9 protein-coding genes, 4 tRNA genes and 1 pseudogene are annotated in these 12,301 nt (G+C 58.3%); 5 read left to right on the top strand and 9 right to left on the bottom strand.

Annotated features, from left to right (window positions below):
• Positions 1-68 precede the first annotated feature (68 nt).
• Genes amrS through J3P85_RS21235 form a run of 3 tightly spaced genes read left to right on the top strand, consistent with a single transcriptional unit; the run spans position 69 to position 4,003 of the window.
• The gene (gene amrS, locus J3P85_RS21225; RefSeq protein WP_434703368.1) at positions 69-1,553 is read left to right on the top strand and encodes an AmmeMemoRadiSam system radical SAM enzyme; all 1,485 of its coding nucleotides are present in this window, start codon (positions 69-71) and stop codon (positions 1,551-1,553) included.
• Positions 1,550-2,686, top strand: coding sequence for a PLP-dependent transferase (locus J3P85_RS21230; protein WP_434703370.1), 1,137 nt, complete (start codon positions 1,550-1,552; stop codon positions 2,684-2,686). The genes amrS and J3P85_RS21230 overlap by 4 nt, the downstream gene beginning before the upstream one ends.
• Before the next feature lie 60 nt (positions 2,687-2,746).
• Entirely contained in the window at positions 2,747-4,003 is a 1,257-nt protein-coding gene (locus J3P85_RS21235) for a PLP-dependent aminotransferase family protein (RefSeq protein ID WP_434703372.1), read from the top strand.
• Positions 4,004-4,028: 25 nt separating this feature from the next.
• Here J3P85_RS21235 and J3P85_RS21240 read toward each other — a convergent pair whose 3' ends face one another.
• From J3P85_RS21240 to J3P85_RS21260, 5 genes are all read right to left on the bottom strand, one after another.
• Positions 4,029-4,661 (bottom strand): LysE family translocator, encoded by a 633-nt coding sequence (locus J3P85_RS21240; protein ID WP_434703373.1) that lies wholly within the window; start codon positions 4,659-4,661, stop codon positions 4,029-4,031.
• Between the two features lie 251 nt (positions 4,662-4,912).
• A tRNA-Gly gene (locus tag J3P85_RS21245) sits at positions 4,913-4,988 on the bottom strand.
• 3 nt (positions 4,989-4,991) lie between these two features.
• A tRNA-Glu gene (locus tag J3P85_RS21250) sits at positions 4,992-5,067 on the bottom strand.
• Between the two features lie 104 nt (positions 5,068-5,171).
• Positions 5,172-5,247, bottom strand: a tRNA-Gly gene (locus tag J3P85_RS21255).
• 2 nt (positions 5,248-5,249) lie between these two features.
• Positions 5,250-5,325 (bottom strand) — tRNA-Glu (locus J3P85_RS21260).
• 373 nt (positions 5,326-5,698) lie between these two features.
• On the opposite strand from J3P85_RS21260, the gene J3P85_RS21265 reads away from it, so the two are divergent.
• Positions 5,699-6,457 carry a hypothetical protein gene (locus tag J3P85_RS21265; RefSeq protein WP_186708088.1) on the top strand — a complete coding sequence of 253 codons (759 nt, stop codon included), beginning with the start codon at positions 5,699-5,701 and terminating at the stop codon, positions 6,455-6,457.
• A 158-nt stretch (positions 6,458-6,615) separates the two neighbouring features.
• Here the strand turns inward: J3P85_RS21265 and J3P85_RS21270 are convergent, their stop codons facing one another.
• The 4 genes and pseudogenes from J3P85_RS21270 to J3P85_RS21285 form a co-directional block, all read right to left on the bottom strand.
• Entirely contained in the window at positions 6,616-7,497 is an 882-nt protein-coding gene (locus J3P85_RS21270) for a methyl-accepting chemotaxis protein (RefSeq protein WP_411387543.1), read from the bottom strand.
• Positions 7,498-7,524: 27 nt separating this feature from the next.
• Positions 7,525-8,583: pseudogene (locus J3P85_RS21275) on the bottom strand (methyl-accepting chemotaxis protein); the annotation flags it as partial.
• Positions 8,584-8,693: 110 nt separating this feature from the next.
• Positions 8,694-10,082, bottom strand: a complete 1,389-nt coding sequence (locus J3P85_RS21280; protein ID WP_434703375.1) for a PLP-dependent aminotransferase family protein — start codon at positions 10,080-10,082, stop codon at positions 8,694-8,696.
• Between the two features lie 195 nt (positions 10,083-10,277).
• The gene (locus tag J3P85_RS21285; RefSeq protein WP_434703377.1) at positions 10,278-11,039 is read right to left on the bottom strand and encodes an SDR family oxidoreductase; all 762 of its coding nucleotides are present in this window, start codon (positions 11,037-11,039) and stop codon (positions 10,278-10,280) included.
• A 224-nt stretch (positions 11,040-11,263) separates the two neighbouring features.
• Between J3P85_RS21285 and J3P85_RS21290 the strand changes: the two genes are divergently transcribed.
• The gene (locus J3P85_RS21290) at positions 11,264-12,268 is read left to right on the top strand and encodes an NADP-dependent oxidoreductase (RefSeq protein ID WP_434703378.1); all 1,005 of its coding nucleotides are present in this window, start codon (positions 11,264-11,266) and stop codon (positions 12,266-12,268) included.
• The last annotated feature ends 33 nt before the right edge of the window (positions 12,269-12,301 follow it).

A 12,301-nucleotide genomic window follows, 5' to 3' on the forward strand; every position in this document is an offset into this window, starting at 1 on the left:
AGGATGGCTTCGCCTCGACTTTTTAAACCGATGCTATTGATGGCAACTTCCGTGATGAGGAGTGAAAGATGGACACTGCAAAAAATAAAAACTGGACCTTGGAAAGCAGCCCGGCAAAACTCGAAGAAATACTTCCCGGGGGTGCCGTGAAGTGTCATCTTTCCCCACGCAACTGTGTCATCCAGGAAGGCAAGGTAGGGTTCTGCAAGGTACGCGGAAACCGTGGGGGCAGGCTCGTTACATTGAACTATGGCAAGGGCGTCCACAGCACCGAAGAAACAATCGAAACCGAAGCCGTTTTCCACTTTGCCCCCGGTGAGCGGATCCTGTCCCTGGGTAATATCGGCTGCATGCTCAACTGCGGCTACTGTCACAACTGGAAGACGTCACAGGCCAAGTACGTCACCGACAAGGACGTTTACTACTACACCCCCGAGCAGGTGGTGGAGACCGCGCTCAAGCACGGCATACGCGTCATTTCCTGGACCTATAACGATCCGGTTGTCTGGCATGAATTCATCCTCGACACAGCAAAGCTGGCCAAGGAAGCCGGCCTGATCAATCTTTATAAATCGGCGTTTTTCATCAGTGAAGAAGCCATCGATGAATTACTGCCGGTCATCGATATTTTCTCGATTTCGCTGAAATCCATCTCTCCGGAGTACTACCGCAAGGTCACCACTGGCTGGGTAGAACCCGTCCTGGCGGGTATCAAGAAAGTCTATGACGCTGGCAAATATGTCGAAGTCAGCACCTTGATGGTGACCGACATCAGCGACGACGAGGAAACGGCCCGGAAAATCAGCCAGTGGGTATTGGATGAACTGGGTCCGAACGTACCGCTGCACTTCGTCCGGTTTCACCCCGACTACAAAATGAGCAACAGCATCCGTACACCTGTGGACAGGCTGCTGAAGGCTCGGGACGTCGCTCGGAGCATGGGCGTCGAGCACGTCTACCTGGGTAACGTGAATGATGTCGAAGGGACCAATACCAGTTGCAACCACTGTAACGCCCTGCTCGTCACCCGGTATGGCTTGAACGCGGACATCATCGGACTGGACAGCAAGGGGTGCTGCTCCCAATGCGGGCATGATGCGCACTTCAAATTACTCGGCGAGCACCAGGCGTATGCCCCTGTCGAGCTGTGCGAGGACGCGCTGAGCGCCTATGAGAAGCGCAAGTTCGAATGGCACGGAGACATCGTGTCGCTGCACGCCCAAGTGCTGAATACCGAGGGCTTCGAACAGACGGTCTACCTGCGACGCAACTATACGGACGGGCATAACAGCGAGTGGAAATCGCTGACCTTGCGGGCCCATGAAAGCTATCGATTCATCATTGCCAAGGCACGCATCGATGAAACCGGTCCTGAGGTCTGGCTCCCCAACGGCGTGAACTCGAACCTTCATGAAGTCTTCGACCGGGCTCACTTCCCGACTGAGTCGATCGAAGAGATCGGCATCTCGCAAAATGACATCACCCCAACCGTAGGTTACGAGGGCAAGCAGAACATGTATGAACAGGTCATCAAACTGGTCAGCCAAGCATGAAAGTGTCAACTGAAATACTTCATATCAAGGTGGATGACCGGGACGCTCACCCTTCGGTAACGCCTATTTATCAGTGCAGTGCGTTCAACGCGGACTCGGCCTTCTTCTACTCAAGGAAAGCCAACCCCAATGTGACTGAATTGGAACAGGTCGTCGCGTCCCTGGAGGGCAGCGAATATGCCTTGGCCTACAGCACCGGGATGAGCGCGATCTATATGGTGTTGGAACTGTTGAAACCGGGGGCTTCACTGGTCATCAACAAATACATCTATGGCTGCTCTTATAAAATGTTCCAGCGCTATGCGGCACGTATCGGCGCGCACCTGACGATTCTGGATCTCACCACGGCCGAGGGTTTGAAGGCCTTGCCGGCGAACGTCGACATGGTGATATTCGAAACACCGACCAACCCGTTCCTGAAAGACATTGATATCCATGCCGTCAGCAGGGCCGTCAAGCAAAACAACCCGCAGGCCCTGGTGGTCGTTGACAATACCTGGGCCACGCCGATATTCCAGAAGCCGTTGAACTTTGGCGCCGACATTTCCCTGTACAGCGCAACCAAATACTTCTCCGGACACAGTGATGTCATGGGCGGCCTGGTGCTGGTCAACAATGAGACGATCTATAACCGCCTCCTTGAGGGCCGCTTTTATTCAGGCACGATACTGACCCCCAATAGCGCCTGGTTGCTGCGCAGGAGCATGCAGACGTTCAACCTGCGCATGGAAAAACACAGCCAGACGACCGCAAGCATGCTCAATTATTTGCGTGAGTTGCCTTTCATCGAGCATGTCTATTACCCACGCATCGATGGCAAGCAGTTGACCGGCTATGGCGGCATTGTGTTTGTTGATATTCGGCCGGACCTGGTGCCGTTTTACAAAACGTTCACCAGCGCGCTCAAATGGTTTGGCACGGGCACTGGAATGGCCTGCGTCACGTCAATGGTCGCCCAGCCCTTCAGTGGCAGCCATGCCTCGATGACGGATCAGGAAAAAGCCGACATGGGCATCGAGAAGGGCCTGGTTCGATTGTGCTTTGGCCTGGAGGATCTCGACGACCTCAAGGAGGATCTGCTCCAGGCATTCGAAACCATGGAAAGCAAGGTCGATCAGAAAGATCCTGCGTAGCGGTGTCATCACGAGCAACGAGCCTTCAATGGCTCGTTGCTTTTTTATGGAGCAAAGAAAGTGACCGGCGCATTCGAAAACACGATATTCGACGACCCCATCCTGAACGTTATCCACCTTCTGAATTCCATCGCCCAAGAAAACCCTCAGGCCATTTCACTGGCTTCCGGTCGACCCGATGATCAGCAGTGCGACCCGGCGCTCATCGACAAGGGCCTGGCCCACTACAAACATCATGTCGCCGGCACCGAGCAATCGCTGGCGACGCTGCTTTGCCAATATGGAAAAACCTCTGGGATCATCAATGAAACGATCGCCACCTATTTACAGGTGGATGAAGGGATAACCGTCTCCAATCCTGAAAGCATCGTGGTGTGCCTGGGGTTTCAGGAAGCCTGCACCTTGACGCTCCTGTCCATCTTTGAAGGCGGCGGGGTGTTGTTGGTGCCTGACCCGGTGTTTTCCGGGATCACCGGCATCGCAAAACTGCTGGACATAAAGATCGTCCCAGTCCCCATGGCGGCTTTTCTAGACCCGATCGCCCTGGGCAAGATCGTTGAATCACTTGAATCCAGAGGAGAACAAATCAAAGCACTTTATGCCGTTCCAGACTTCAGCAATCCGACCGCCGACAGCCTTTCCTATCACGCCAGGACAGCCATGCTTGCCTTGGCCAGGGAAAAGAACTTTTTCATCCTTGAAGACACGGCCTACCGCTACTTCAGGTACGAAGGCGCTGCCATTGCATCCATGAAGTCCATCGACAGCAGCCGGGTGTTCTTGCTCGGCTCCTTTGCCAAATCGATTTTTCCGGGCTTGCGCATGGGTTATGTGGTCGCTCCGCAGGGCCCAGGTGTCATGTCGTTCAACACGAGGTTGTGCAAGGCCAAAAGCCTGATCACCGTCAACACTCCAGCCCTGTGCCAAGCGGTCGTCGCCGGCGTGCTGATCGAGAACGACTACTCGCTGAAGGGGCTGAACCGGCCCAGGGTGTTGTCCTATACGAACAAAAGGAACCACATGCTTGAATGCCTTGAACGTGAATTTCCGCTCAAGGCCGGCGTTCAAGGATCGGTCAGTTGGAACCATCCGGCAGGCGGCTTTTTTATCAACGTGCAGCTGCCTTTCGTCTTTGGCGAAGCTGAAATGCGCGAATGCGCCCAGCAGTTCAAAGTGATCGTCTTCCCGACCACTTTATTTTCGCTGACGAATGAGGCGGCTAACCAAGTCAGGCTTTCATTCAGCAATGCCACCGCCTCAGACGTCACCCAGGCAATAAGTAGATTCAAGGCGTATGTTGAGTCCAGGCGGCAGTAGGACCTCTTTTGTGCATCATTTTCGATCAGGTTGCCGTCGCCAGCATGACACCCGTGGCGACCTGATACGCCCCCAGAACGGCGATGGTCGCCCCTGAAAAATAGTTGATCAGTCGTAGCTTCGATTCGGCAATCCGGGCCTTGAAAATGGAGGAAAACCCGCTTAACCCCAGCCACCAGGCCGCCGAGCCCAGGAATATACCGGTCACCATCGGCAACAAGGCGTGCTGGCCGCCTTGGCCGCCGGCCATGCCATCGCTCAACGCAGCAAATATCGCGATAAACGACAAGATGGTCATGGGGTTCGACAGGGTCAGGAACAGCGTGGTCGAGTAGGCTTTGAACATATCGGCCCGCTCACCCGCCATGGCGGTCGCGCCGCCTTTCGACCGTATTGTCTGATAGCCGATATAGGCGAGGAATAGCCCGCCGAAGATGCACAACCAAGGTTTAAAGCTGATGAGCGTCGCGATGATGGCCGTGACCCCCAGGGCCCCGATGAATCCATAGATCGAATCGGCGGTGGCCGCCCCCAATCCCGTCGCGAAACCTGCCCTCCATCCCTGCATCAGGCTTCTTTGTATGCACAACAGCCCAATGGGTCCCACCGGGGCTGCAATACATAGCCCAATGACCATCGATTTAATAAAAACCAGCATAAGTGCACCTCCAGAATGGGTACTGGAAGGTTAGGAGAAGTGCTTTTTTTTAGGAATGAACTATTAATCTTCCTTAAGGTTTTCCCTTAAGTTTTGCATGAAGTAATTTCGCTTCACCTTCATTTTTAAGGTAAAGCGCCGCCAGTCTCCTCAGACAACGAAAATCGCTCGTTGTAGGCACAAGAGCGCTGGACGACCTTTTTACGGGCATAAAAAAACGCCGCTCATATGAGCGGCGTTTTTTTTGAATTTGGAGCGGGAAACGAGACTCGAACTCGCGACCCCGACCTTGGCAAGGTCGTGCTCTACCAACTGAGCTATTCCCGCAAATGGCGTCCCCTAGGGGACTCGAACCCCTGTTACCGCCGTGAAAGGGCGGTGTCCTAGGCCACTAGACGAAGGGGACACACTAACTGAAACACATGGTGTGTATTTCAGTGCCCAAATCCGCATCCGAAGATGTCGGCTCTGGCTTCACTCAGCCTTGCCCGAAAGCAACGCTGTTTAAATTGGAGCGGGAAACGAGACTCGAACTCGCGACCCCGACCTTGGCAAGGTCGTGCTCTACCAACTGAGCTATTCCCGCATTGGCGTCCCCTAGGGGACTCGAACCCCTGTTACCGCCGTGAAAGGGCGGTGTCCTAGGCCACTAGACGAAGGGGACACACGTACAACATTCACTGCTTACAGCGTTTGGCTGAGTGCTTTACGCTGTAAGTGGCGCGCATTCTATGGATGGATTGAAGGGTCGTCAACCCCCAGATATAAATTTATTTAAATCAATGACTTCGCCCGGTTTGAGGGGGCGATCCACGCATTTCCCTCGTCCGGTCTCTGACGCCTATATTCTGTCGCCCGCCGAGACGCTATAGTCGCGCCCGGCAAATGATGGCAATGTGCTCCTACCCGGTTATGCTTCCTATAAACAGCACGACGCCCGTCTAATCGCGTCGCTCGGGCCTATGCGCTTAAAAGCCAAGCCACTACACTCATGACATGCGTACCCTAATAAAGAGGTCTTACCGGTGACACCACTCATGATCACCCTGCTCGTCGTAGCCGGGATCGCCCTGTTGATCGCCATTGGCTACATGAACCACGTGGTGGAAAACAACAAGCTGGAAAAGGCCCGCACCAAGGTAGAACTCAACGACCGCATGCGTCGCTGTGGCGAGCTCACCGAAACCTTTCCCGGGCAGTTGATGACCCCTGCCCTGAAGTTGTTGATGACCCGCCTCGAGATGAACGTCTGCCAGCGCTTGCTGAACCTGGAGAAAACCAATTCCACGGTCAAGGCACGCCTGGACGAATTGAGCGCACTGGCCGCCCAAGGTGAATCGATCCCGGTGAACAATCCGCCGGCACCGATCCAGACCGAAGCCAAGGCCAAGGACGTACGTTTTCTGCTCGAGGCTTTGCACGGCCAGATCACCCGCGCCGCCCAGGACGGTTTCCTGCCGCCCAACGAAGCCAAGCGCTGGATCCGCGAAGTGCGGCATATCCTGGTGCTGCTGCACATCGAGTTCTTCAACAATCTCGGCCAGCAGGCGTTGCAGCAGGAACAACCCGGGCAGGCCCGCCTTGCCTTCGAGCGCGGCGTGCAGTACTTGCGCAAGCAACAGGAACCCCAGGTCTACGCCGAACAACTGGCCTACCTGGAAAAACTCCTGGCCCGCGCCAATGCCCAGGTCCTGGCCAGCACCCAGCCGGTCGAGGGCGAGGTCAACCAGTTGACTGAGGGCTTGAAGGACGACGAAATAAACGACGAGTGGAAAAAGAAGAAGGTCTACGACTGAGATTATGGGCCGGATCGAGTTCCCTTGTGGCGAGGGAGCTTGCTCCCGCTGGGCCGGCCCGACACTTCGGGCGCAACGGTCCTTGAGCGGTGGGTGCTTCGCACCCAAACGGGAGCAAGCTCCCTCGCCACAAGTATCGGTGCCGAGCCGCCACCGGCTTACAACCTGAAATGCCCCACCATCCCTTTCAACTCAACCCCCAACTGCGCCAGTTCGATGCTGGATGCGGCATTGCCGCGCATCGCCAGGGAGGATTGATCGGCGCTGGCGCGAATACTGGTCACGCTGCGATTGATCTCTTCGGCCACCGAGCTCTGTTGCTCGGCCGCCGCGGCGATCTGTTGGTTCATCTGCTGGATCAACGACACCGCCGCCGCAATGCTGCCCAAGGCGCTCTCGGTCTGCAGTGCGTCGCTGACCGCCATCTTCACCAGTTCGCCGCTGCTCTGGATCTGCTGAACGGAGGCCTGGGCCGCTGAACGCAAGGCGCTCACCAGCCGCTCGATTTCCTCGGTGGACTGTTGCGTGCGCCTGGCCAGGGCCCGCACTTCATCGGCCACGACCGCGAAGCCCCTGCCCTGTTCCCCGGCGCGGGCCGCCTCGATAGCGGCATTGAGCGCCAGCAGGTTGGTTTGCTCGGCCACGCTCTTGATCACTTCCAGCACCGTGCCGATGTTCTGGATCTCGGCGCTGAGGCTTTCGATGCTGGAACTGGCCGACGTCGCCGAATCGGCCAGTTGTTCGATGCGCACCATGCTCTGGCGCACCACCTGCTGGCCGCTTTCGACCTTGTCGTCGGCCGTCTGGGCCGCTTGTGCCGCTTCTTCGGCATTGCGCGCCACATCGTGCACGGTGGCGGTCATCTGGTTCATGGCCGTGGCGACCTGCTCGGTTTCCTCTTTCTGGCTGCTGACTTCCAGGTTGGTCTGCTCGGTCACCGCCGACAGCGACTGCGCCGAATTGGCCAATTGCTCGATCCCGGCCTGCAAGCCGCTGACGATACTGCTCAGCCCTGCGCCCATCTGTTGCATGGCCAGCATCAACTGGCCAATCTCATCCCGGCGCGTCACTTCGACCGTGGCGCTCAAGTCACCCGCCGCAATCTGCTGGGCAACGCGAATGACGCTGCGCAGCGGCGTCACGATCAGCCGCGTGATGACCCACGCCGCGATCAACCCCACCAGCAACGCCAAGGCCGACGAACCAACGATCAGCAGCGAGTTCTTCTTCAATTCTGCCTGCATGGCCTGGTCTTCGGCACTGAAGGCCTGGTCGACCCGCGCCACCACTTGGTCGGCCCGCTCGTGCAGTTGCTGATAGACGATTTTCTCCTTCGCCAGCAGCCCGGTGTACTCGGCCAGTTGCTGGTTGAAGCCGGCGATGTGCCCGGCCACTTCGTTCAGCACGGTCTGGTAACCCGGGTCCTTGACCGCGGTCTTGAGCGCTTCGGCCTGTTTCATCGCCTGCTCGGCCTGTTCAATGCTGCCTTCTCCGGCGCCCTCGACATTGCCTTTGCGGCTCTGGTCCAGGCGGACCCGTGCTTCATTCATGGCCTGCAACATCAACCGCGACACTTCGCTGATCTGGTTGGCCTGCTCGATGAATTCGGCCCCCTCCTTGCCTTCGGAGTCTTTCAAGGTATAGGTACCGTCATCCGCCAGCCCGGCCTGCAACACATCAAGGTTGTTGGCCACGCTGGACACCGACCAACTGGCCATTTCCAGTGCCAGGTCCTTGCTCTGGCTCAACCCGACAAACTCGTCGAACGCCTTGCGGTACGCGCCCAGCGCCTGCTCGACGTCATTCATCACCGGCACATTGGCAGCCGACTGTGTCTTGAGCTCGTTCGCCAGGGCCACAAGCCCGTCGACCCCCTGGCGTAGGGCATCGGCCGTCTTGGGGTCGGAACGCGAGGCGTACTCCTGCTCCAGCAGCCGGACCTTGAGCAACCCGCTGTTGAGGGACGACATCTGTTTCAGGCCACCGAAACGATGGCTGATGGTTTGCAGGGACCAGACGCCGATGGCCGCGACCACAGCGGTCAACAGCAGCACCAGGACAAATCCGATACCCAGTTTTTTTGCCATACCCAGGTTGGCAAAACGTCCTTGCACGGCCGAAATCATTGCGCCCAGTCCTCTGCCAGTGTGTGTTGATTGCAGATTCGCAACGAGACGCCCTGCAACACAAGATGCTGGCGTCGGAATAATGGCAAAAAGCTACAGCCTCGTCGTTTTCAGGACGCTTGAGGTCGATCCAGCGTTGCGGCCCGGAAAAAAACCAGCGCCCGGGGATCACGGGCATAGGCCACGTTGATCCGTAGCCAGTCGCTGTCAGCGCCTGAAGGACTGAAGGCCGTAGACGAAGACAGCAGCACACCGAAGCGCCTGGCCAGACGCTGTAATCCAGCGTAGTCACTGATTGGCGGTTTCGCCCAGATGAAAAGCCCTCCGGTGGGTTTGCCAAACACCTCCCAGTCGGCATCCTCCAATACCTGCAACAGCGCCGCCGTATCGACGCCCAGGCGTTGCCGCTGGCGCTGGACCAGCTTGCGATAGGCCCCGTTGGCCAGGAGATTGGCAAGCACCGACTCACAGAACCGCGACACGCCCATGCTGGTAATGCCCTTGACCTCGCTCAGACGCGCAATGATGGACGGCCCGGCCACCACAAAACCGACGCGTAACGAACTGCTCAGGGTCTTCGAGAAACTGCCCACGTAGACCACGTCGGCATCCAGCGCCGCCAGCCGGGTCCGCGCCGAGTTCTGGAAGTCACCATAGGCATCGTCTTCGATCACCAGCACGGCGTGTTGCTTCGTCAATTGCAGCAACCGTTGGGCCACGGCCGGGGCCAGGCTGGTGCCGGTCGGATTGTGGCAGGCGCTGTTGACGAACAGCGCGCTGGGCCGGTGTTTCGCCAACAAGTCTTGCAGCACATCGACGTCCGGACCGCGCGGGGTCCTGGGCAGTTCGAGCATCTCGATCTTGTGCAACCGGAGCAGGTCGAACAGGTTTGAATAGCCTGGGCTCTCCACTATCACGCAAGCGCCTGGCTGCAACAGTGTCCGCACGATCAGGTCCAGCCCTTGGGTCGCCCCAGCGGTGGTCAGGATCGAGTCTTTATCGGCCTCGATATTGAATTGCTTCAGGCGCCTGGACAGTTGCTCGCGCAAGGCGGGCAGCCCCAACGGCGTGCTGTAGTTGAACAACCCCGCCATATCGGTGCGGGTGACCTGACGGATCGCATAGCCCAGGTCATCGCTTTCACGCCAGCTCTCGGGCAACCCGCCACACCCCAGCGGCAACGCCCATTGCGGGATTTCACCGCCTTCAGCGAACGTGTCCTGCTGGCGACTCGGGTCGGTGGACACGACCCCGGGCGCAGGGGATGGTGCGACAAAAAAGCTGGAACCATGCCGGGACGCCAGCAGGCCTTGGGCAACCAGGCGCTCACACGCTTCATTGACGCTGGACTGGCTGAGCAGGTTCTGCCGCGCCAGTTGACGCACGGACGGCAGGCGAGTCCCTGGTTGCACCGTATCCTGTCGGATCCATCCGGTCAGCGCGTCGACGATTTGCTGCACGACAGGCACCAAGGCCTGCCGGTCGATTCTCAACTCCATGAGTAACCAAGCTCCTAAGCGTTTGTTTTATTTCCGGAAACAGTTAAGCACAGGCCACCCCCGAGCGATGTACGACAAAGTCGCCAAAACCGCTGATTCTCACTCTTTGAAACACATTGATAGACCGTTTCCACCCCCCAAAGAAAAAGCCCGCAACCAGTGCGGGCTTCGTCCTACAAGCCAAGGGAAGCGTCCTCAGAACGCCGTAACCCCACCGTCCACCGCCAGGGAATGGCCGGTGGTGAACGCCGCGCCGTCGCTGCACAGGTACAGCACGGCGCTGGCGATTTCCTCGACCTTGCCGATACGCCCCACCGGGTGCATGGCATTGGCGAACTCTCCTTTTTTCGGGTCTGCCTCATAGGCCCGACGGAACATGTCGGTGTCGATCACCGCCGGACAGACCGCGTTCACGCGGATCTTCTTCTTGGCATATTCGATGGCGGCCGATTTGGTCAAGCCGATCACGGCGTGCTTGGAGGCGGCATAGATGCTCATTTTCGGCGCTGCGCCCAGGCCGGCCACCGAGGCCGTGTTGACGATAGCGCCGCCGCCCTGGGCCAGCAACAGAGGCAACTGGTACTTCATGCACAACCAGACGCCTTTCACATTGACCCCCATGATCGCGTCGAATTCATCGAGGGTACCGTCGGCCAACTTGCCCTTCTCGATCTCGATCCCGGCGTTGTTGAAGGCATAGTCAAGGCGACCGTAGGTCCTGATCACCTCATCCATCAGGTGCTGCACCTCATTTTCCAGCGTGACATTGCAGCGCACGAACACCGCGTCACCGCCCGCATCACGAATCGACTGCACGGTGCCCTCGCCGCCCGCTGCGTCCAGGTCGGCCACCACGACTTTCAGGCCCTCTGCCGCAAAGGCCTGAGCGGTAGCGCGGCCAATGCCAGCGGCGGCGCCCGTGACCACGGCGACCTGTCCGGAAAACGTCATGCTCATTGTCAGTTCCTCGAAGAATGCGGGAGATGACCAGTCTAGCCGCAGCTCCCGAGAGCACGGCAGCACTATCCAACTGCCGTTTGAGCATTCATGGGCGCCAGTGATAAGGCCCCTGGGCGAACTATCACTGTGTTGGATCGAACTCCATTCGCTGTATCGGCAAAGCTTGCGGCAAATGCTTCGAAGGTCTATCAACAAGACTTCATTCATCTTGAGTGCCAACCATGACCGCCCAGACCAATCGCCAGTTCCTGCTCGCCAAACGCCCGGTAGGCGCCGCGACCCGCGAGACGTTCACCTATCAGCAAGTCCCGGTGGGCGAACCGGCAGCCGGCCAGATCCTGGTGAAGAACGAATACCTGTCCCTGGACCCGGCCATGCGCGGGTGGATGAACGAGGGCAAATCCTACATCCCGCCGGTCGGCATCGGTGAAGTGATGCGAGCACTGGGCGTCGGCCAGGTGATCGCCTCGAACAACCCGGGTTTCGCGGTCGGGGACTACGTCAACGGGGCCTTGGGCGTGCAGGATTATTTCCTCGGCGAGCCAAGAGGCTTCTACAAAGTCGATCCGAAACTGGCACCGCTACCCCGCTATCTTTCCGCCCTGGGCATGACCGGCATGACCGCCTACTTCGCCCTGCTGGACGTCGGCGCGCCCAAGGCCGGCGAGACCGTGGTGCTATCGGGGGCCGCCGGTGCGGTGGGCAGCATTGCCGGGCAGATTGCCAAGCTCAAAGGCTGTCGCGTGGTGGGCATTGCCGGCGGCGCCGACAAATGCAAATTCCTGGTGGATGAACTGGGCTTCGACGGCGCCATCGACTACAAGAACGAAGACGTCCATACCGGCCTCAAGCGCGAATGCCCCAAAGGCGTGGACGTGTATTTCGATAACGTCGGGGGCGATATCCTCGATGCCGTGCTCAGCCGCCTGAACCTCAAGGCCCGCGTGGTGATCTGCGGCGCCATCAGCCAGTACAACAACAAGGAAGCGGTTAAAGGCCCCGCCAATTACCTGTCACTGCTGGTCAACCGGGCACGCATGGAAGGTTTCGTGGTCATGGACTACGCCTCGCAGTTCGCTGCCGCCGGGCAGGAAATGGCCGGCTGGATGGCCAAGGGTCAGCTCAAGAGCAAGGAAGACATCGTCGAAGGACTGGAGACCTTCCCCGAGACGCTGACCAAGTTGTTCAGCGGGGAGAACTTCGGGAAGCTCGTCCTCAAGGTCTGACACGCATCAGCTGTGGATGCAGGTTAAGGCCTG

The sequence above is a fragment of the Pseudomonas sp. Z1-12 genome (genome assembly GCF_051132015.1).
Lineage (GTDB): Bacteria > Pseudomonadota > Gammaproteobacteria > Pseudomonadales > Pseudomonadaceae > Aquipseudomonas > Aquipseudomonas zanjanensis.

What these genes read in the sequence shown, in the direction of transcription:
- amrS (WP_434703368.1), top strand. Translation starts at nt 69, where the DNA reads ATGGACACTGCAAAAAATAAAAACTGGACCTTGGAAAGCAGCCCGGCA.
- J3P85_RS21230 (WP_434703370.1), top strand. Translation starts at nt 1,550, where the DNA reads ATGAAAGTGTCAACTGAAATACTTCATATCAAGGTGGATGACCGGGAC.
- J3P85_RS21240 (WP_434703373.1), bottom strand. Translation starts at nt 4,661, where the DNA reads ATGCTGGTTTTTATTAAATCGATGGTCATTGGGCTATGTATTGCAGCC.
- J3P85_RS21265 (WP_186708088.1), top strand. Translation starts at nt 5,699, where the DNA reads ATGATCACCCTGCTCGTCGTAGCCGGGATCGCCCTGTTGATCGCCATT.
- J3P85_RS21270 (WP_411387543.1), bottom strand. Translation starts at nt 7,497, where the DNA reads ATGCTGGCCATGCAACAGATGGGCGCAGGGCTGAGCAGTATCGTCAGC.
- J3P85_RS21280 (WP_434703375.1), bottom strand. Translation starts at nt 10,082, where the DNA reads ATGGAGTTGAGAATCGACCGGCAGGCCTTGGTGCCTGTCGTGCAGCAA.
- J3P85_RS21285 (WP_434703377.1), bottom strand. Translation starts at nt 11,039, where the DNA reads ATGAGCATGACGTTTTCCGGACAGGTCGCCGTGGTCACGGGCGCCGCC.
- J3P85_RS21290 (WP_434703378.1), top strand. Translation starts at nt 11,264, where the DNA reads ATGACCGCCCAGACCAATCGCCAGTTCCTGCTCGCCAAACGCCCGGTA.